The sequence below is a fragment of the Lysobacter sp. KIS68-7 genome, assembly GCF_021284745.1.
GTDB lineage: Bacteria > Pseudomonadota > Gammaproteobacteria > Xanthomonadales > Xanthomonadaceae > Noviluteimonas.
In genome coordinates this window covers 2,181,114-2,199,753 of the sequence record NZ_CP089925.1, presented here as the reverse complement: position 1 = coordinate 2,199,753, position 18,640 = coordinate 2,181,114, and the positions used below count along the sequence as shown (strand labels likewise).

The following is an 18,640-nucleotide window of genomic DNA, read 5'->3' as shown; positions in this document are numbered from 1 at the left end:
CGAGCCCGCTATTGTAACGGGCGGTCGCCTCGGGCCACCAGACCTTATTGCCGCTTTGACGATATCGACGGGCACAAAAAAACCCGCGCGATGGCGGGTTTTTTATGGTGCCCAAGGGGGGACTCGAACCCCCACGACTTACGTCGCTACCACCTCAAGGTAGTGCGTCTACCAATTCCGCCACCTGGGCAGGTGTTCCGCGGCGCTTGCTGCGGAGTTCAACATTGTAGGCCGGATCAGTTGCCTTGCGAAGGCTTCGTCGTCGACGGCGCAGCCGGAACCGCATTCGTCGGCGCCACGGCGGCCGGTGCCGTCGGCACGGCGGCGGCCGGCGCGAGCGGAACCGCGGACGACGGCTTCGTCGTCGCCGGCGCGGCCGGCACGGACGACATCAGGCCGAGGTCCGTCGCGGCGGGCGCCTGGGTCTGCTTGCGGCCGTGCGTCGCGTTCCAGCCCATGAACAGGCTGATCACGAAGAACGCGATCGCCAGCCACTTGGTGGACTTGGACAGGAAGTTGCCGGCGCCACGGGAGCCGAACACGGTGGCCGACGCGCCTGCGCCGAAGCCGGAACCGGCCTGGGCACCCGCGCCACGCTGCATCAGGATCAGCGCGACCATCGCAATGGCGATGAGCACGTAGACCACATTGAGGATCGTCATCAACATTCGGAAGGAACTCTGCCTTTCGTGTCAGGCCGCCGCTTGCGCGATGGCCAGGAAATCCCGGGCGACGAGGGACGCGCCACCCACCAGCCCGCCATCGACGTCGGGCTGGGAGAACAGCGCCTTCGCATTATCGGGCTTGACGCTGCCGCCATAGAGGATCGGCAACGAGCCGGCGATCTTAGCATTGCGCGAGGCGACCTCGCCACGAATGAAAGCGTGGACTGCCTGCGCCTGCTCCGGGGTGGCCGTGCGGCCGGTGCCGATGGCCCACACGGGCTCGTAGGCCAGGATGGCGCCGTCCAGGGCATCCGGGCCGCCCAGCGCGAACACGGGCTCGAGCTGGGATTCGATGCGCCATTCGGTCTGGCCGTCCTCGCGTTCACGCAGCGATTCGCCCACGCAGAGGATCGGCACGAGGCCCGCGCGCTTGGCGGCGAAGAACTTCTGCGCGACCAGTTCGCTGGTTTCCCCGTGGTACTGGCGGCGCTCGGAATGGCCGACCAAGCCATAGCGGGCCCCGACGTCCAACAGCATGGCGGCCGAGACCTCGCCCGTGTAGGCGCCCGTCTCGTTCACGCTCACGTCCTGGGCGCCGAAGTGGATGTCGCGCGCGGCGAAGTGCTCGCACAACTCGCCCAGGTAAGGCAGCGGGGGCAGCACGATGCGTTCGACGCCCTCGGGCGCGGCGACCTCCGCGATCTCCCCCAGCAGCGCGCACGCGAAGTCGCGGGTGCCGTGAAGTTTCCAGTTGCCCGCCACGATCTTGCGTCGCATTGCCGTTCCTCTATCCGTGAAGCCGAGCGCGGAAGTTTATCCCAGCGGCCGCCCGCATCCCCTTATCATCGGGTGATGCAGCCTCTCCGCCCCGGAAAACCCCTGCCCGTCCTGCCCTATCGCAAGCCCACGGAGGGCCGCGACTACTGGGTGTTCGACGACGTGCTCCCCGATCCGCAGGCCGTGCGGGAACGCACGCTGGCGCGCACCGACTGGGTGCTCGGCTTTCCGCACCGCGCCGAAAGCTGGCCGGGCATGCGGGTGATGCCGGGGCTGGAACCGGACGAACTCGAGATCGTCGAGGCGCTGGTGCGCAAGGCCACGGGGAGCGCGAAGCTGTGGATCGAAACCGCATCCGACGGCGCGCACCTCAACCACAACTGCATCCAGGTCGTCGGCGACGGCGAATGCGATCAGCGCCCGCATACCGATTCGCGCGCGTTGTGCCGGTACGCCGCGGTGCTCTACCTCAATCCCGGCGTGCCCGACGACTGCGGCACCAGCTTCTTCCGCCAGCGATTGCCCGGCGGGCAGCGCGGCGGCAACTTCGTGATGCCGCCCCACAACAATCTGGTTGAAGCCCTCGGTACGCGTTACGTGCCGCCGGACTCCTTCGTCGAGGACATGCGCATCCCGCACCGGTTCAACCGCCTGCTGCTGTACCGCGCGAACCTCCTGCACAGCGCCACCGCGTATTACGGCCGCGCGCTGGAGGAGAAACGCATGGCCGCGGTCTTCTTCTGGATGGCGAAAGCATGAGTGGCGAGATCAAGTACCAGGCCGCGATCGACCTGGCCAACCGCAACAACTCGCACACGCTGCTGCACGAGTTGGCGACCGAATCCGGCCGGCAAGGCCTGCGCATCCTGGAAGTCGGTTGTTCCTCCGGCTATCTCGGCGCCTCGCTGATGGCCAAGGGCCACGTGGTCACGGGCGTCGAACCGGATCCGACCTCCGCGCGCCTGGCCGCCGACGTGCTGGCCCAGGCCTGGAACGGCGATCTCGCCTCCTTCCTCGACGCGCACCCCGACGCGCGCTTCGACGTCATCGTCTTCGGCGACGTGCTCGAACACATGGTCGATCCGGTGGCTGAACTGCGCCGCGCCCTCGCCCACCTCTCACCCGACGGCTCCGTGGCCATCTCGCTGCCGAACGTCGCCCACGGCAGCGTGCGCGCGATGCTGCTCTCGGGGCGCTTCGATTATTCCGAACGCGGGATCCTGGACCGCACGCACCTGCGCTTCTTCACGCGCCAGGGCATTGCGCAGCTGCTCGCCGACGCCGGCCTCGCGCTGGAACGCCTGCACCAGATCGACATCCCGCCCGACACCATCGGCACCGAATACGCGATGCGCCTGGATCGCGAACTGATCACGGCGGTGGAACTGCTCGGTGGCGACCGCGCGCAGTCGCTGGCCTTCCAGTACGTGATGCGCGCGCGTCCCTCCACGCAGGCGCGCGATGCGCTCGTCGCCGCCAACACCGCCGTGCCGAGCGAAGCGACGATTTCCACGCGTCGCCCGCGCGGTTCGAGTTCGCCGATCCAGCGCCTGCAGGTGGCGTTGTTCCGGTCGATGCTGCGGTCGATCAGTGCGCGGCGCTTCCGCCGCTGAGGCGCCCTACTTCAGCTTGATTTCGCGCAGGCGCTCTTCGAGGTAGCCCTGCGCGGTGATCGCTTCGGGATAGCGGCTCGGGTTCTCGGCGTCCACGCAGGAAGGCAGCACGTCGATCAGGAAGTCCGGATTCGGGTGCAGGAAGAACGGCGTGGAATAGCGTGGCTGGCGCGCGAGTTCGCCCGGCGGGTTGACCACGCGGTGCGTCGTGGACGGATACACGTGGTTGGTCAGGCGCTGCAGCATGTCGCCGATGTTCACCACGATGGTGTCCGCGTCCGACGTGAATGGCACCCACTCGCCCACGCGCGAACGCACTTCCAGCCCCGCCGCGCTCGCACCGACGAGCAGCGTGATCAGGTTGATGTCCTCGTGCGCACCGGCGCGGACGTTCGGGATGTCCGGCGTGGTGATCGGCGGATAGTGGATCGGGCGCAGGATCGAATTGCCGTAATCCGTCTTGTCGACGAAGTAGTCTTCCGGCAAGCCGATGTGCAGCGCCAGGGCGGCCAACACCTGCGAGCCGAGCTGGTCGAGCGACTCGTACAGGCCATAGCCGACATCATGGAACTCGGCGATTTCCTTCGGCCACAGGTTCGGCTGCATGACGTCCGCGCACTTGTGGTCGCGCGGGATCTCGCGGCCGATGTGCCAGAACTCCTTGAGATCCGAATACTGCGCACCCTTCGCGGTCTCCACGCCGAAGGGCGTATAGCCGCGCGCACCGCCGCCACCCGCCACGTGGTACTGGCGCTTCACGTCGTCCGGCAGCGCGAAGAAGCGCTGGAACACGTCGTACGCGCGATCGATCTGCGCTTGCGGGATGCCGTGGTTGCGGATGCCCGCGAAGCCCCATTCGCGATACGCGTTGCCGAGCTCGGCCACGAAGGCGGCGCGATCGGCGTCGCTGGCGGGATGGGTGAAACGCGCGATGTCGAGCGTGGGGATGCGTGCTGGCGAATTCATGGTTCCGGGTTACTTCGAAGCCGAACGCACCGCGTCGGCGAGTTTCTCGAGCGTGGCCTGCACGAGCGCGTCGTCGTCGGCCTCCACCGTCACGCGCACCACGGGCTCGGTGCCCGAGGGACGCAGGAAGGCGCGACCGCGTCCGGCGACGGCCGACTGCGCATCGGCGAGTGCGGCCTGCACGGCCGGATGTTCGACGGGCGCGGCGCCCGCATCGATGCGCACGTTGATCGTCTTCTGCGGCACCTTGCGCACGCCGGCCACGGCCTCGCGCAGCGTCAGGCCGCGTCGGCGCAGCACCTCCAGCACCTGCAGCGCGCTGACGATGCCATCGCCCGTGCTCGCCTTGTCCAGGCAGAGCAGATGTCCGGAGGCTTCGCCGCCGAGCACGCCTTCGTGCGCGATCAATTGCTGGTGGACGTAACGGTCGCCGACCTTCGCGCGCACGAACGGAATGCCCCGCTCTTCCAACGCACGTTCGAGGCCGAAGTTCGTCATCAGCGTGCCGACGAGCGGGCCACGCAGGCGGCCGCTGTCCTGCCAGTCGGTGGCGAGCACGTAGAGCAGGTCGTCGCCGTCGCAGACGGTGCCGTCGCCTGCCACGAACAGCACGCGGTCGCCGTCGCCGTCGAAGGCGATGCCGAGGTCCGCGCCGGTGGCGCGCACGTGGGCGACGAGCGCTTCGGGATGCGTGGAGCCCACCCCATCATTGATGTTCAGCCCGTTCGGATCGATGCCGATGGCATCCACGCGCGCGCCGAGTTCGCGCAGCACGAGCGGCGCGATCTGGTAGGTCGCACCGTTCGCGCAGTCCATCGCAATGCGCAGGCCCGTGAGGTCGAAACCCTTGGGCACCGAGTTCTTGCAGGCCTCCACGTAACGCTCGACCGCACCGCGCGTGCGCACGGCCTTGCCGAGCAGTTCGGAGGACACGGTTTCGAACGGATGGTCCAGCGCGGCTTCGATGGCGAGTTCGGTCGCGTCGTCGAGCTTCTCGCCTTCCTCGGAGAAGAACTTGATGCCGTTGTCGAAGTGCGGGTTGTGCGACGCCGAAATGACGATACCGCCGTCGGCGCGCAGCGAGCGCGTGAGGTGCGCGACGGCGGGCGTGGGCATCGGGCCCATCAGCTGCACGTCCACGCCCGCGGCGACCAGGCCGGCTTCCAGCGCGGCTTCGAACATGTAGTTCGAGATGCGCGTGTCCTTGCCGATGATCACCACCGGCTTGCGCCATTCGCTGCGCGCGTGCGCCTGGCGCAGCGTGCGCCCGTAGGCATTGCCCAGGCGCAGCACGAAATCGGCCGAGATCGCGCCCTCGCCCACCCGGCCGCGGATGCCGTCGGTGCCGAAGTAGCGGCGACTCAAGCAGTGGTCTCCCCGGGCAGCGCTTCCACGTCGTCGGCCGGCTGCGACTGCTTCATCATCAGCGCGAACAGATGCGCGAGGCGGTCGCGCATTTCGCGACGGTCGCAGATCTGGTCGATCGCACCGTGGTCGACGAGGAATTCCGAACGCTGGAAGCCTTCCGGCAACTTCTCGCGCACGGTCTGCTCGATCACGCGCGGGCCGGCGAAGCCGATCAGCGCGCCCGGTTCGGCGATGTTGATGTCGCCCAGCATCGCGAAGGAGGCGGACACGCCGCCGGTGGTCGGATGCGTGAGCACGGAAATGTACGGCAGCCCGGCCGCGCGCATGCGGGCCAGCGCGGCGGAGGTCTTCGCCATCTGCATCAGCGAGAACAGGCTCTCCTGCATGCGCGCGCCGCCGCTGGCGGAGAAGCACACGTAGGGGCAGCGCAGTTCCACCGCGCGTTCGGCCGCGCGCGCGAAACGCTCGCCGACCACCGAGCCCATCGAGCCGCCCATGTAGGCGAAATCGAACGAGGAGGCGACCAGGTCGCGGCCCTTGAGCTGGCCTTCCATCGCGATCAGCGCGTCGCGCTCGCCGGTGGACTTCTGCGCGGCCTTGATGCGGTCGGAATACTTCTTCTGGTCCTTGAACTTCAGGACGTCGGTCGGGCCGAGGTCGGGCGCGATCTCGATCGCCGGCCCGTCGAACAGCGACATCAGGCGCGCGCGGGCGCGGATGGGCATGTGGTGGCCGCACTTGGGGCACACCTCGAGGTTTTCCTCGAGCTCGGGGCGATAAAGCACGGAGCCGCACTTGTCGCACTTTTCCCAGAGCCCTTCGGGCACGCTGCGCTTGTTTCCGCCTTCGGTGCGGATGCGCGAGGGCATCAGTTTCTTCAGCCAGGACACGTGGCGTTCTTCCGTCCGTCGAATTCGGTTGGGCCCGGCATCAGCCGGGGGCGCGGCAGTCTAGCGCAGCGCTTCGCGCAGGGGCGCGAGGAAGCGGCCGGCGGCCTCGGCGGGTGCGGGTGCGTCGGCGATCGCCGCCACCAATGCGCTGCCCACCACCACGCCGTCGGCGTGTTCGGCCATGGCCGCGGCGGAGGCTGCGTCCTTGATGCCGAAGCCGGCAAGCACGGGCACCGCGCTCGTGGCACGCAATTCCCGCAGGCGCGCCGCCGCGGCACCGGCGTCGAGCCGGTCCGCGCCGGTGACGCCGGCGAAACTCACGAAATAAAGGTAACCCTGCGCGTCCTCGCACAGGCGGCGCAGGCGCGAGGCCGGCGTCGTGGGCGAGGCGAGCAGGATCAGGGCGAGGCCGCGCGCGCCCAGGGCCGTGCGCAGTTCGCCCGCTTCTTCCGGCGGCAGGTCGACGAGCAGCACGCCGTCGACGCCCGCCTCGGCCGCATCGTCCGCGAAGCGCTGCGCACCGCGGATTTCGACCGGATTGAGGTAGCCCATCAGCACGATGGGCGTGCGCGCATCCGTCTTGCGGAAAGCGCGCACGGTATCGAGCACGTAGGCCAGCCCGGCACCGCGCGCGAGCGCGCGCTCCGAACTGCGCTGGATCACGGGGCCGTCCGCCATCGGGTCGGAGAACGGCACGCCGATTTCCAGCACGTCGGCGCCGGCCGCGACGAGCGCATGCAGGACGGGCACCGTCGCCGCAAGCGAAGGATCGCCCGCGGTGACGAACGGCACCAGCGCCTTGCGTCCCGCGGCGCGCAAAGCGCCGAAGGTGGCCTCGATGCGCGCTACGCCCACGGGGCCCGTGCTCACCTGGCCCGTGCTCACCTGGCCCGTGCTCACCTGGCCCGTGCTCACCTGGATCAGGCGTCCTTGGCCGCGGCGGCCGCCGCTTCCTGCTCGGCGCGCGCACGCGCGGCGTATTCGAACGCCAGCTCCGACTCGCCCACGTCCAGGCCGCGCTCGGCGCCCAGGCCGTCCAGGTGCTCGTTGAGCATGCGGCGGTAGAGGTTGGTCATGTAGTCGAGGAACTTGGTGCGGTCCTTGGCGATGTCGCCGCCGGCGCTGGACAGGTACACGTGCGCGTTGAAGCGCGCGGCCGCGTAGAGGCTGGCCATGCTGATGCGCTTCAGGCCGTGTTCCTTCGCCTGCTTGTTCGTGAGCTCGAGGTACTCGTTGCACACGGTGAAGAACTTCGGGTCGAGTTCGCCCGGCGTGCCGGCCTGGGCCTGGGTTTCTTCGGTCATTGCATTTGCTCCTGGTGGTTCGAATTGAGTTGGTGCTGGATCAGAAAGCGAAACCGTCGCGCGCGGCGATGGTGTGTACGTCCTTGTCGCCGCGCCCGGACAGGTTGCACAGCACGAGCGCGTCGCGCGGCATCCCGCGCGCGAGCTTCACGGCCTGCGCAAGGGCGTGGCTGGATTCGAGCGCGGCGAGGATGCCCTCGGTGCGCGCGAGCTGGTGGAAGGCGGCGAGCGCTTCGTCGTCGGTCACCCCGACGTACTCCGCGCGCCCCGTCTCCTTCAGGAATGCGTGTTCGGGGCCGACGCCCGGATAATCAAGGCCCGCGGACACCGAATGCGTCTCCACGATCTGGCCGTCGTCGTCGCACAGCACGTAGGTGCGGTTGCCGTGCAGCACGCCGGGGCGGCCCGCGGCCAGCGACGCGGCGTGGTGTCCGGTGGCGATGCCCTCGCCCGCCGCTTCGGCACCGACGATGCGCACGGCAGGATCGTTGAGGAAGGCGTGGAAGATGCCGATCGCATTGCTGCCGCCACCGACGCACGCGGTGACGACGTCGGGGAGACGGCCGTATTCGGCCAGCATCTGCGCACGCGCCTCGCGCCCGACGACCGCGTTGAAGTCGCGCACCATGCGCGGATACGGATCGGGACCGGCGACCGTGCCGATGATGTAGAACGTGTCGGCGACGTTGGTCACCCAGTCGCGCATCGCCTCGTTCAGCGCGTCCTTCAGCGTCTTCGAACCGCTGGTGACCGGCACGACCGTCGCGCCGAGCAACTGCATGCGATAGACGTTGATCTTCTGGCGCTCGATGTCGGTCGCGCCCATGTACACGACGCATTCCAGGCCCAGGCGCGCGGCCACCGTCGCGGACGCAACGCCGTGCTGCCCCGCGCCCGTCTCCGCGATGATGCGGCGCTTGCCCATGCGCTTGGCGAGCAACGCCTGGCCGATCGTGTTGTTGATCTTGTGCGCGCCGGTGTGGTTCAGGTCTTCGCGCTTGAGCAGGATGCGTGCGCCGCCGACGTCGTCGCTCAGGCGCTCCGCGAGATAGATCGGGCTCGGACGGCCCACGTAATGCGCCAGGTCGTTCTCGAACTCGCCGATGAAGGCCGGATCCACGCGCGCGGCGTCGTAGGCGGCGGCGAGTTCCTCCAGCGGCCCGATCAGCGTTTCGGCCACGAAGCGCCCGCCGAAGCGGCCGAAGTGGCCGTTCGCATCGGGTTGGGCGTGGTAGTCGATCCGGGGACTGTCGGGGACGGATCGATCAATCGGTGTGGCAATCGGCACGACGGACTTCTTCGACGAAACGCCGCATCTTATCGCCGTCCTTGATTCCCGGCGCGCTTTCGATGCCGCTGGCCACGTCCACCCCCCAGGGCAAGGTGGTCAGGACCGCGTCGAAGACGTTGTCCGCGGTCAGCCCGCCGGCCAGCACGAAGGGTTTGCCCAGGCCCGTGGGGATCTGGGTCCAGTCGAAGCTGCGCCCGGTCCCGCCCTGCTCGCCCTGCGCATGGCCGTCGAACAGGAAGCCGGCCGCGCCGGGGTACTTGAGGTGCAACTGGGTGGACTGGGAGGCGCGTTGGCCCGGGTCCAGGCCCCGCATCGGGATGCCCTTGACGTAGGGGAGCCCGAAGCTGCGGCAGAAGGCGTCCTCTTCCGAGCCGTGGAACTGCAGGAGGGTCGGCCGGACCTGCCGGATCACCTCGCGCACCAACTCGGCGTCGTTGTCCTTGAACAGGGCCACCGCATCGACCAGCGGCTCCATCGCGTTGCGCATCGCCCGCGCTTCCTCGGGCTGCAGGCAGCGCGGGCTGCCTTCGGCGAACACGAAGCCCACCGCGTCCACGCCCAGCTCGCTGGCCAGGCGCACGTCGCCGGCGCGGGTCATGCCGCAGAACTTGATGCGGGTGCGGAACAGGGTGCGGCTCACACGCTCACCTCGTCGGGCAATCCGAAGCGGATCGGGTACAGGGGCCCGAGGAAGACGAGCCCCGTGCCCGGGGCGGTGGGACCGGCCACGGTGCGATCGCGGCCGGCCAGCAGCTCGGCGATCCAGCCGCCCGGCTGCTCGCCGCGCCCCACCATCAACAGACTGCCCACGATATTGCGAACCATGTGATGCAGGAATGCATTGGCGCGGACCTCGACGATCACCTCGTCCCCCGTCCGGGCCACCGAGATGGCCTGCAGGTCGCGGCGCGCGTGCGGGGCCTGGCAGTGCACGGTGCGGAAGGCGCTGAAGTCGTGCTCGCCGACCAGGGCCTGCGCAGCGGCGTGCATCGCCTCCGCATCCAGGGGCAGGCGCTCCCAGGTCAGGTATTGGCGACCCAGCGCGGGACGGACCCGACGATTGAGGATGCGGTAGCGATAGCGCCGTGCGACCGCGGAGAAGCGCGCGTGGAAATCGTCGGCCACCGGCACGCACCAGCGGATGCAGACCGAATGCGGCAGGCGCGAAGTCGCGCCGAGCATCCAGCCGCGCGGTTCTCGTTTCGCATCGCTGTCGAAGTGCACGACGTTGCATGCGGCATGCACGCCGGCGTCGGTGCGGCCCGCGCAGACGGTGTCCACGCGTGCATTCGCGACGGACGACAGCGCCGTCTCCAGCGCCTGCTGCACCGTTTCGTCGCCGGCCTCCCCGGGCTTGGAGAGGCGTTGCCAGCCGAGGAAGTCGCCGCCGTCGTATTCGACGCCGAGCGCGTAACGCATCAGTCCTGCCTTCCCGCGCGACGACTCACAGGTCGCGCAGCATGCGCGCGGCGATGTCGCGTGCGGCCGGATCGCGGCTGGCGAGCACTTCGCGCAGCACCACGCGCGCCGCGTCGTCGTCGCCCATGTCGAGGTAGGCGCGCGCGAGTTCGAGTTGCTGCGCAGCGGTTTCCGGTTCGGCGACCGCAGCGCCTGCAGTGCGCGGCGCACCGCCTGCGTGCCAGGTCGGCGCGGAGCCCAGCGCGGCGGGCGCGGAAGTCCAATCCGTCGCGGGTTCCGGACGCTTCGCCGGTGCGCTGCCGACGTCGGCGAAGGCCGGCGGCGGCGCGGACCTGGAGGTCAGCGGTTCGTCGGCTTCCTCGGACGCCTTCGGAATCCCGGCGGCCATCGCTTCGGTGTCGTAGCTGCGGCGCGATGCGGCCGGCACCGGCGCACGGCGACGCGTGAACAACCACGCGAGCAGGCTCAGCACGACCAGGCCCGCACCGCCCCACAACCACACCGGAGTCGAGGCCTGTTCGGGTTGCGCCGGTTTGGTCGTGGTCGTCGCGGGCGCGGCGGCCTTCGCATCGTTCGCCTGTGCCAGGCGCTGTTCGGCGGCGGCGAGGCGGCTGTCCTTCATCTGGATCAGCGCCGCCTGGTCGGCCTGCAGCTTTTCCAGTTCGGCGACGCGCGCCTTGAGATCGGTGACCTCGGCGCTACGCGCGGCCAGGTCTTCCTTCGTCTGTTGCAGTTCCTGTCGCAGCATCTCGCCCTCGCCTCCGGCGCTCGCGCCGGATCGTGTTCCCGGGGTTTTCGCATCGCCCACCGGCGGTGCGATTTCCAGCCGCGCGCCCGCGACGCGCGCATTGGAGTTCGCGGGTTTGGAATTGGAGCCGGACTGCGTCGCGCCGTCGTTGGCGATCGCGGCCGGTTGCGGCGCCGGTGCGGACATCGCACGCCACTGGTCGATGTGGTCGCGCACGACCACGGCGGCCTCGCGCGCGTCGAGCTGCGCGACGTCTTCGGCCGGCGGCACGCGGAGCACGGTGCCGGCCTTGAGCAGGTTGATGTTGCCGCGCACGAAGGCGTCGGGATTGGCGCGCAGCAGCGCGAGCATCGTCTGGTCGAGCGTGTAGCCGCGGCGCGAGACCGAACTCGCGATCTCCGACAGCGTCTGTCCCTTGTGCACGCTCACCTGGTCGGCGGGCATCTGCTCGGGGATGTCGGTGGGTGCGGCGATCGGCGCGGGTGCGGGCGTCGGGGTGGGTGCGACCGCGACGTCGTTCGCGGGTGCGGGTTCGGCCGGCGCTTCGGCGGGCGGCTGCGGGGCCGTGTCGTCGGTCGGGGCCGGTGGCGGCGCCGGTTCGGCCGCGGCGACCGGACGCTCGATCACGTTCGAGGGCGCCATCGTCGGCGCCTGGATCGGCGGCTGCGCGGGCGCGGCCACCGTGCGCGGGGTATCGAGCAGCGCGGAGTATTCGCGGACCAGGCGCCCGCTGCCCCAGTCGACTTCGACCAGGAAGGTCACCAGCGGCTGGTCCACCGGTGCGCTGCTTGTGACGCGGATGACGGGGCGGCCGCGCTCGTCGAGCGCGACGCTGAAGTCCAGGTCGGCGGCGGCGCCGGTCGGCGGCTCCAGCCCGATGCGGCGGAAGGTGTCCGGCGAGGCGAGCCGCGCCTGCAGCTGCTCCAGCTCGGACGGGTCGCTCGAAATGATCGGAATCTCGGCCAGCAGCGGCTGGTCGACCTTCGATTTGACCTGGATCTGGCCAAGGCCCAGCGCCGCGGCCGGGCCGGCCACGGCGACGAGCGCGATCGCCAGGGCGACGCGCAATCGACTCAAGCGTAGATCCATGCCGGTGTCCCCCTCAGGCCCGATCGGACTCTAGCCGCCGCAAGGTGCGGCGGCAATGCGTAAAACAACGGGACGCGACGCGCTGCGCGGTCAGCGGATGCGGTCAACGCTCGTCGGCGACGAGTTCGGCGATCTGCACCGCGTTGAGCGCCGCCCCCTTGCGGATGTTGTCGGCCACGATCCAGAGGTTGACCGCGCGCGGGTGCGACTCGTCGTCCCGGATGCGCCCCACGAAGACCGGGTCCCGGCCCGAGGCGTGCGTCACCGGCGTCGGGTAGCCGCCCGGCACCGCGTCGTCCACCACTTCCACGCCCGGTGCGGTCTGCAGCATGGCGCGCACTTCCGCGGCGGTGATCTTTTCGCGCGTTTCCACGTTCACCGATTCGGAATGGCCGAAGAACACCGGCACGCGCACCGCGGTCGGGTTCACGCGGATGCTGTCGTCGCCCAGGATCTTCTTTGTCTCCCACACCAGCTTCATCTCTTCCTTCGTGTAGCCGTTGGGCTGGAAGTCGTCGATGTGCGGGATGAGGTTGAACGCGATCTGCACCGGGAACTTCTTCGGCTCCGGATCCTGGAAGTTGAGGATGCCCGCGGTCTGGCGGCCGAGTTCTTCCATCGCCGTGCGACCGCCGCCGGAGACCGACTGGTAGGTGGACACGTTGATGCGCTCGATGCCCGCCTTGCGGTGGATCGGCGCGAGCGCGACGAGCATCTGCATCGTCGAGCAGTTCGGATTCGCGATGATGCCGCGCGGACGGTTGCGCACCTGGTCGGGGTTCACTTCGGTGACGACCAACGGCACGTCGGCGTCGTAGCGGAACGCGGAGGAGTTATCGATCACCACCGCACCGGCGGCCGCGAACTTCGGCGCGTATTCCTTCGAGGTCGAACCACCGGCCGAGAACAGCGCGATGTCCACGCCTTTCGGATCGAAGGTGGCCAGGTCCTGCACCACCACGTCGCGGTGACCGAATTTCACTTTCGTGCCGGCAGAACGCTCGCTCGCGAGCGCGACGAGGTTCCCGACCGGGAAATTGCGCTCCGCGAGGATGGAAAGCATGGTTTCGCCGACGGCGCCGGTGGCGCCGACGACCGCGACGGTGAAGGTCTTGCTGGTCATCGGTGTGGTGTCTCGGAAGTGTTGCGAAATAGGAACAAGAAATGCGTTGCAGGCGTCAGCGTTTGCCCGCGCCCGGTGCGATGCGCGGCGAGACGTCGCCGACATCGCCGCACTGCGCGCGATGGCGCAATGCCTGGTCCATCAGCACCAGCGCCACCATCGCTTCGCAGATCGGTGTTGCGCGCACGCCCACGCAGGGATCGTGGCGGCCGGTGGTGACGACTTCGACCGGATGGCCGTCGAGGTCGAGGCTGCGCGCAGGCAGCCGCAGGCTGGACGTGGGCTTGAACGCCGCCGACACGACGACCTGCTGCCCGGTGGAGATGCCGCCGAGGATGCCGCCGGCATGGTTGGAAAGGAAGCCCGATTCCGTGATTTCGTCGCGGTGCTGCGTGCCGCGCTGCGCGACCACGGCGAAACCGTCGCCGATCTCCACGCCCTTGACGGCATTGATCGACATCAGCGCCGCGGCGAGTTCGCCGTCGAGCTTGCCGTAGATCGGCTCACCCCAGCCCGGCGGCACGCCGTCGGCCACGACGGTAATGCGCGCACCGACCGAATCGCCGGACTTGCGCAGCGCATCCATGTAGGCCTCGAGCTCGGCGACCTGCGCCTCGTCGGGCCAGAAAAACGGATTGCCTTCGACCGCATTCCAGTCGAAGCCACGCGGTGCGAGATCGCCGATCTGCGCCAGGTGCCCGCGCACGCGCACGCCGAACTTCTCGCGCAGCCAGCGCTTGGCGATCACCGCGGCGGCGACGCGCATCGTGGTTTCGCGCGCCGAGGAACGCCCGCCGCCGCGCGGATCACGATGGCCGTACTTCTGCCAGTAGGTGTAATCGGCGTGGCCGGGGCGGAAGGTCTGCGCGATGGCGTCGTAGTCCTTGGATTTCGCATCGGTGTTGCGCACGAGCAGCGCGATCGGCGTGCCCGTGGTGCGGCCTTCGTACACGCCGCTGATGATCTCGACTTCGTCGGCCTCGTGGCGTTGCGAGGTGTGGCGGCTGCGCCCGGTGGCGCGACGCGCGAGGTCGTCGCGGAAATCGTCCGGCGCCACGGCCACGCCCGGCGGGCACCCGTCGATCACGCACCCGATGGCCGGGCCGTGCGACTCCCCGAAGGTCGTGACGCGGAACAGCTGGCCGAAGGTGTTCATGCGTGATCAGCGCCCCGGGCGGCGTGCGTCTGCGAGTTCGCGGATGCGGGCATTGTGCGCGACCAGGTCGCTGCACTCGGCGACGAAGATGCCCATCTGCCCGACCTTGAATTCCACCCAGGCCAGCGGAAGTTCCGGCAGCAGTTTGACCAGCGCCTGCTCCGCTTCGCCGACTTCGCACACCAGCAGGCCGTCGCGATCCAGGTGCAGCGGCGCGTCGCGCAGGATCTGCAGCGCCAGGTCCAGGCCGTCGTCGCCGGCGCGCAGGCCGAGTTCGGGCTCGTAGTCGTATTCCTTCGGCAACGCGTCGGTTTCGGCGTTGGTGACGTAGGGCGGATTGGTGACGATCAGGTCGTAGTGCTCGCCGGTGAGGCCGGAGAACAGGTCGGACTTGAGGAAGCGCGCGTTGTCGGCGTGCAGGCGCTTGCGGTTTTCCTGCGCGAGCGAGAGCGCGTCGTCGGAAATGTCCACGCCGTCGACATGCCAGTCCGGGTGGTAGTGGGCCATCGCGATGGCGATGCAGCCCGAACCGGTGCACAGGTCGAGCGCGCGCATCACTTCGCGGTCGCCGAGCCAGGGCTGGAAGCCTTCCATGATCATTTCGGCGATGGGCGAGCGCGGCACCAGGGCGCGGCGATCGGTCTTGAAGCTCAGGCCGGCGAACCAGGCCTCGCCGGTGAGGTACGCGGCGGGCATGCGCTCTTCGATGCGGCGCAGGAACAGCGCGAGGACTTCTTCCTTCTCCGCTTCCGTCACGCGCGCGTTGCCGTAGACCGGCGAGAGGTCGTGCGGCAGGTGCAGCGCGTGCAGGGTGAGCTGCGTGGCTTCGTCGAGCGCGTTGTCGTAGCTGTGGCCGAAGGTGAGCCCGGCCGCGTTGAAACGGCTCGCGCCGTAGCGGATCAGGTCGATGATCGTGGCAAGCGCTTCGGTCATGGGGGCAGCGTTGGGGGGATTGGTGCGAAAGGGCCGTGATGATAGCGCGGCAGCTATCATGTTCGATTCCGCCCCCGCCCATTCCCCCCCATTCGACGCAACGCGCGAGAAGGACCCCGCATGTTCAACCGCACCACCGCCTGGATCCTGGTCGTCGCGCTCGCCGCGGGGCTCGGCCTGTGGGCGGCGCGCCAATGGTTCGGCCCGGCCGTGCCCGCGCAGCCGCAGACCCGCGCCGTGCGCCTGTTCCCCGAGCCGCGCGCCCTGCCCGCCTATTCGCTGCAGCAGTCCGACGGCACGCGGCTGGTCCCAGGCGAACTGCAGGGGCACTGGACGCTGGTCTTCCTCGGCTTCACCCATTGCCCGGATGTCTGCCCGACCACGCTCGCCGAGCTCGCCCAGGCGCAGAAGCAGTGGGAAGCCCTGCCGGACTCCACCCGCCCGCGCGTGCTGTTCGTCTCCGTCGACCCGGACCGCGACACGGCCATCGCCGCCGGCGAATACGCGCATGCCTTCCACCGCGACACGCTCGCCGCCACCGGCGACCTGCCCGCGCTGGAATCCTTCGCGCGCAGCCTGTCGATGGTCTTCATGAAGGCACCCGCCGAGCCTGGCGCGCCGCCGGATCGCTACAACGTGGACCACACCGCCACGCTCGCCGTGCTCGATCCGCAGGGCCGCATGGCCGGCATCGTGCAGCCGCCGCTCGTGCCCGCCGACATCGCCGCCGATTTCCGGATGCTCACGAAGACCATGGGACGCTGATCCGATGTCGCCGATCACCGCCCTCACCTACGTCCTGCCGCACCGCTTCCTGTCCTCGCTTGCGCGCCGGCTCGCGTATTCGACGAACCCGCGCACCAAGCAGTGGCTGATCGACACCGTCGTGCGCAAGTTCGACGTCAACCTGTCCGAAGCGCTGGAACCGGATGCGACGCGCTATGCAACGTTCAACCACTTCTTCACCCGCGCGCTGAAGCCCGGCGCGCGCGAGCCCGACGCCGATCCGCGCGCGCTGCTGATGCCGGCCGACGGGCGCATCAGCGAATGCGGGCGCATCGGGTTTGCCGGCGAAGCCGAGCATGAAGATCCGGGGCACGTGTTCCAGGCGAAGGGCCATGGCTTCTCGACCGCCGAACTGCTGGGCGACGAACGCGCCGCGCAGGATTTCATCGGCGGGACGTTCGCGACCGTGTACCTCTCCCCGCGCGACTACCACCGCGTGCACATGCCGTGGACCGGCACGCTGCGCGAAACGGTGCACGTGCCCGGGCGGCTTTTCAGCGTCGGCGTGGACGCGGTCGGTTCGGTGTCGAAGCTGTTCGCGCGCAACGAACGCGTGGTCTGCCACTTCGACACGGACTTCGGGCCGATGGCGATGGTGATGGTCGGCGCGCTATTGGTTTCAGGCGTGGAAACCGTCTGGGGCGGCGTCGAAATTCCGCCCTACGGCGGTCCGATCGTCGTGAAGGACTATCGCGGCCAGGGCATCGTGGTGGAGCGCTTCGCCGAGATGGCGCGCTTCAACTACGGCTCGACGGTGATCGTGCTGTTCCCGAAGGGCGTGGCGGAACTGGCGTCGGCGCTGGGCCCGCAGGCGCCGGTGAAGCTCGGCGAGCGGCTGGCCACGTTGAAGGTGTGACGCGATCCGGGCGCACCGCGCGGTGCGCCCGAGTATGCGAACTCAGTTCGCTTCGCAGCTTTCCAGCGTGAGCGTCTGCCCCGGGTGGATCGCGTAGCGCGGCGCCTTGATCTTGTTCGCCTGCGCGAGTTCGTGCGTGTCGCATTGGAACTTGCGCGAAATCGCGGTGAGCGTTTCGCCGCTGCGCACGCGATAGGTCTTTTTCTTCTTCGATTCCTGCTTCGCCTTCGCGGCCGGCTTCGGTGCGTCGGCCTTCGTCGCAACGTCGGAGGACGCGGACGCCACCGTCTTGTCCACTTCGAACTGGCCCACGCGCACGATCGCCGTGTTCGGATCGCTCGTCACCAGCTGGTGCGCGAGGTCCGCGCGCGCACCCTGTGCGCAATGGCGGTCGTACATGCGCACGATCTGCGTGGTGGCGTTGAGCGTGGCGCCGGCCGGCAGCCAGCTGTCCGCGTCGTAACGCGGGTTGAGGTTGCGCAGCGCGCGCAGGAAGCCATCGCGCGTGCCGCCGTTGCCAAGGCAGATCGTCAATTCGTACAGCGAAGCCGAGCGCACGAGCTTGAGCGGCGCCGACTTCGTCTCGACTTTCGGGAACTTCAGGCCGTACTGCTTCGGGTGCAGGAACAGCCACGCCGCCGCGACCACCATCGGCACGTAGTCGCGCGTTTCCGGCGGGAACTGGTTGTACACGGAGGCATCCCAGAAGCCGCGGCCGCCGCTGCCCTGGTACACGCGCAGCGCACGGCCTTCGCCGCCGTTGTAGGCGGCCAGCGCCATTTCGATGCTGCGGTTGAGCTCGGCCATGCGCTCGTTGAGGTAGGACGCGCTGGCCTCGGCGGACGCACGCGCATCGAAGCGCGTGTCGAAGCCGGTGCCGTCGGGGCCCAGGCCGAAGCGCTTGCCGGTGGAATACATGAACTGCATCGGGCCGGCGGCGCCGGCGCGCGAACTCACGTGCACCTTGCCGTTGGATTCCTTGGCCATGATGCCGAACAGCAGCGCCTCGGGCAGGCCCGCGCGCTCGAACTGCGGCCACATCTGGCTGCGCAGGTATTCGTAGTTTTCGTAGGAATCGATCAGCGCCGGGCGCATGTCGGTGAGCCAGCGGCGGATCGCGGCCTGCACGGCCGGGTTGTACTGGACCATGTTGTCGAAGCGATGGTCGTCGGACAGCAGTTGCGCGGCGCGCGCGGCTTCCGGCACGTCGGCGGTCATCGGCGATGCGATGTGGTCGTCGTCGCCGTCGTCCATGTCGTCGTCATCGTCGGCCACGGCAGTCTGCGCGTCGGCCTTCTGCTTGAGCAGGCGCTTGTAGGTGGCGAGCATGGTGGGCATCGAGCAGCCCTTCTGCTTCACGCACTCGGCGATGGCGTCTTCCATGTCCTCGAGCGCGGCATCGCTTTCGGCCGTGCCGGTGGGATCGTTGTTGCCGATCTTCACGGCCGCCTCGCGGTAGCGCTGTTCGGCTGCGCCCATCTTCCCGTTCAGCAGGTCCACGGCCGCCTGGTCGCGCTTGGACAGGGCGAGCGCAGTCGGCGCATACACGACGAGGGCCGCGGCCAGGCCGAGGGAAACAACCGCAAAACGGGAGACAGCAGAGTCGGACATGCTAAGGCTGTGTGAACGAAAGTCGGGGCAAGGTACCGTTCGCGC

19 protein-coding genes and 1 tRNA gene are annotated in these 18,640 nt (G+C 69.0%); 4 read left to right on the top strand and 16 right to left on the bottom strand.

Annotated features, from left to right (window positions below; genetic code table 11):
- Positions 1-105: 105 nt before the first annotated feature.
- The 3 genes from LVB87_RS10740 to tpiA all read right to left on the bottom strand — a co-directional run bounded on the left by LVB87_RS10740 (position 106) and on the right by tpiA (position 1,442).
- Positions 106-190: transfer RNA gene (locus tag LVB87_RS10740), tRNA-Leu, on the bottom strand.
- Between the two features lie 46 nt (positions 191-236).
- Positions 237-668, bottom strand: a complete 432-nt coding sequence (gene secG, locus LVB87_RS10735; RefSeq protein ID WP_232897956.1) for a preprotein translocase subunit SecG — start codon at positions 666-668, stop codon at positions 237-239.
- 24 nt (positions 669-692) lie between these two features.
- Entirely contained in the window at positions 693-1,442 is a 750-nt protein-coding gene (gene tpiA, locus LVB87_RS10730; RefSeq protein ID WP_232897955.1) for a triose-phosphate isomerase, read from the bottom strand.
- 75 nt (positions 1,443-1,517) lie between these two features.
- Here tpiA and LVB87_RS10725 point away from each other — a divergent pair, with 75 nt between their 5' ends.
- Positions 1,518-2,201, top strand: a complete 684-nt coding sequence (locus LVB87_RS10725; protein ID WP_232897954.1) for a DUF6445 family protein — start codon at positions 1,518-1,520, stop codon at positions 2,199-2,201.
- Positions 2,198-3,055 carry a class I SAM-dependent methyltransferase gene (locus tag LVB87_RS10720; RefSeq protein WP_232897953.1) on the top strand — a complete coding sequence of 286 codons (858 nt, stop codon included), beginning with the start codon at positions 2,198-2,200 and terminating at the stop codon, positions 3,053-3,055. The genes LVB87_RS10725 and LVB87_RS10720 overlap by 4 nt, the downstream gene beginning before the upstream one ends.
- 6 nt (positions 3,056-3,061) lie before the next feature.
- Here LVB87_RS10720 and LVB87_RS10715 read toward each other — a convergent pair whose 3' ends face one another.
- The 12 genes from LVB87_RS10715 to prmB all read right to left on the bottom strand — a co-directional run bounded on the left by LVB87_RS10715 (position 3,062) and on the right by prmB (position 15,342).
- A complete protein-coding gene (locus LVB87_RS10715; RefSeq protein WP_232897952.1) occupies positions 3,062-4,021 on the bottom strand; it encodes a 2-oxoglutarate and iron-dependent oxygenase domain-containing protein in 960 nt (319 codons plus the stop codon).
- 9 nt (positions 4,022-4,030) lie between these two features.
- The gene (gene glmM / locus LVB87_RS10710; protein ID WP_232897951.1) at positions 4,031-5,386 is read right to left on the bottom strand and encodes a phosphoglucosamine mutase; all 1,356 of its coding nucleotides are present in this window, start codon (positions 5,384-5,386) and stop codon (positions 4,031-4,033) included.
- Positions 5,383-6,279, bottom strand: coding sequence for an acetyl-CoA carboxylase, carboxyltransferase subunit beta (accD, locus tag LVB87_RS10705; RefSeq protein WP_232897950.1), 897 nt, complete (start codon positions 6,277-6,279; stop codon positions 5,383-5,385). Before accD ends, glmM begins: the two co-directional genes overlap by 4 nt.
- Before the next feature lie 60 nt (positions 6,280-6,339).
- On the bottom strand, positions 6,340-7,134 hold the full coding sequence (gene trpA / locus LVB87_RS10700; protein ID WP_232900542.1) for a tryptophan synthase subunit alpha: 795 nt from the start codon (positions 7,132-7,134) through the stop codon (positions 6,340-6,342).
- Between the two features lie 65 nt (positions 7,135-7,199).
- On the bottom strand, positions 7,200-7,583 hold the full coding sequence (locus tag LVB87_RS10695; protein ID WP_232897949.1) for a DUF3144 domain-containing protein: 384 nt from the start codon (positions 7,581-7,583) through the stop codon (positions 7,200-7,202).
- Between the two features lie 40 nt (positions 7,584-7,623).
- Positions 7,624-8,823: a tryptophan synthase subunit beta gene (gene trpB / locus LVB87_RS10690; protein WP_232900541.1), complete on the bottom strand. Its 1,200-nt coding sequence runs from the start codon at positions 8,821-8,823 to the stop codon at positions 7,624-7,626.
- A 25-nt stretch (positions 8,824-8,848) separates the two neighbouring features.
- A complete protein-coding gene (locus LVB87_RS10685; protein WP_232897948.1) occupies positions 8,849-9,514 on the bottom strand; it encodes a phosphoribosylanthranilate isomerase in 666 nt (221 codons plus the stop codon).
- A complete protein-coding gene (gene truA / locus LVB87_RS10680; RefSeq protein ID WP_232897947.1) occupies positions 9,511-10,293 on the bottom strand; it encodes a tRNA pseudouridine(38-40) synthase TruA in 783 nt (260 codons plus the stop codon). The genes LVB87_RS10685 and truA overlap by 4 nt, the downstream gene beginning before the upstream one ends.
- 25 nt (positions 10,294-10,318) lie before the next feature.
- Positions 10,319-12,091 (bottom strand): FimV/HubP family polar landmark protein, encoded by a 1,773-nt coding sequence (locus LVB87_RS10675; RefSeq protein ID WP_232900540.1) that lies wholly within the window; start codon positions 12,089-12,091, stop codon positions 10,319-10,321.
- A 142-nt stretch (positions 12,092-12,233) separates the two neighbouring features.
- The gene (locus LVB87_RS10670) at positions 12,234-13,253 is read right to left on the bottom strand and encodes an aspartate-semialdehyde dehydrogenase (protein ID WP_232897946.1); all 1,020 of its coding nucleotides are present in this window, start codon (positions 13,251-13,253) and stop codon (positions 12,234-12,236) included.
- Between the two features lie 55 nt (positions 13,254-13,308).
- On the bottom strand, positions 13,309-14,409 hold the full coding sequence (gene aroC / locus LVB87_RS10665) for a chorismate synthase (protein ID WP_232897945.1): 1,101 nt from the start codon (positions 14,407-14,409) through the stop codon (positions 13,309-13,311).
- Positions 14,410-14,415: 6 nt separating this feature from the next.
- Positions 14,416-15,342 (bottom strand): 50S ribosomal protein L3 N(5)-glutamine methyltransferase, encoded by a 927-nt coding sequence (prmB, locus tag LVB87_RS10660; protein WP_232897944.1) that lies wholly within the window; start codon positions 15,340-15,342, stop codon positions 14,416-14,418.
- A 120-nt stretch (positions 15,343-15,462) separates the two neighbouring features.
- On the opposite strand from prmB, the gene LVB87_RS10655 reads away from it, so the two are divergent.
- On the top strand, positions 15,463-16,107 hold the full coding sequence (locus LVB87_RS10655; RefSeq protein WP_232897943.1) for an SCO family protein: 645 nt from the start codon (positions 15,463-15,465) through the stop codon (positions 16,105-16,107).
- A 4-nt stretch (positions 16,108-16,111) separates the two neighbouring features.
- Positions 16,112-16,984 carry an archaetidylserine decarboxylase gene (gene asd / locus LVB87_RS10650; protein WP_232897942.1) on the top strand — a complete coding sequence of 291 codons (873 nt, stop codon included), beginning with the start codon at positions 16,112-16,114 and terminating at the stop codon, positions 16,982-16,984.
- Positions 16,985-17,026: 42 nt separating this feature from the next.
- Here the strand turns inward: asd and LVB87_RS10645 are convergent, their stop codons facing one another.
- Entirely contained in the window at positions 17,027-18,595 is a 1,569-nt protein-coding gene (locus tag LVB87_RS10645) for a transglycosylase SLT domain-containing protein (RefSeq protein WP_232897941.1), read from the bottom strand.
- Between the last annotated feature and the right edge of the window lie 45 nt (positions 18,596-18,640).

Bases quoted from the DNA above. Each gene is read 5' to 3' on its own strand.
- LVB87_RS10645 (WP_232897941.1), bottom strand. From the start codon at position 18,595: ATGTCCGACTCTGCTGTCTCCCGTTTTGCGGTTGTTTCCCTCGGCCTG.
- secG (WP_232897956.1), bottom strand. From the start codon at position 668: ATGTTGATGACGATCCTCAATGTGGTCTACGTGCTCATCGCCATTGCG.
- LVB87_RS10695 (WP_232897949.1), bottom strand. From the start codon at position 7,583: ATGACCGAAGAAACCCAGGCCCAGGCCGGCACGCCGGGCGAACTCGAC.
- LVB87_RS10655 (WP_232897943.1), top strand. From the start codon at position 15,463: ATGTTCAACCGCACCACCGCCTGGATCCTGGTCGTCGCGCTCGCCGCG.
- LVB87_RS10720 (WP_232897953.1), top strand. From the start codon at position 2,198: ATGAGTGGCGAGATCAAGTACCAGGCCGCGATCGACCTGGCCAACCGC.
- aroC (WP_232897945.1), bottom strand. From the start codon at position 14,409: ATGAACACCTTCGGCCAGCTGTTCCGCGTCACGACCTTCGGGGAGTCG.
- LVB87_RS10715 (WP_232897952.1), bottom strand. From the start codon at position 4,021: ATGAATTCGCCAGCACGCATCCCCACGCTCGACATCGCGCGTTTCACC.
- truA (WP_232897947.1), bottom strand. From the start codon at position 10,293: ATGCGTTACGCGCTCGGCGTCGAATACGACGGCGGCGACTTCCTCGGC.
- asd (WP_232897942.1), top strand. From the start codon at position 16,112: ATGTCGCCGATCACCGCCCTCACCTACGTCCTGCCGCACCGCTTCCTG.
- LVB87_RS10670 (WP_232897946.1), bottom strand. From the start codon at position 13,253: ATGACCAGCAAGACCTTCACCGTCGCGGTCGTCGGCGCCACCGGCGCC.
- tpiA (WP_232897955.1), bottom strand. From the start codon at position 1,442: ATGCGACGCAAGATCGTGGCGGGCAACTGGAAACTTCACGGCACCCGC.
- prmB (WP_232897944.1), bottom strand. From the start codon at position 15,342: ATGACCGAAGCGCTTGCCACGATCATCGACCTGATCCGCTACGGCGCG.
- LVB87_RS10725 (WP_232897954.1), top strand. From the start codon at position 1,518: ATGCAGCCTCTCCGCCCCGGAAAACCCCTGCCCGTCCTGCCCTATCGC.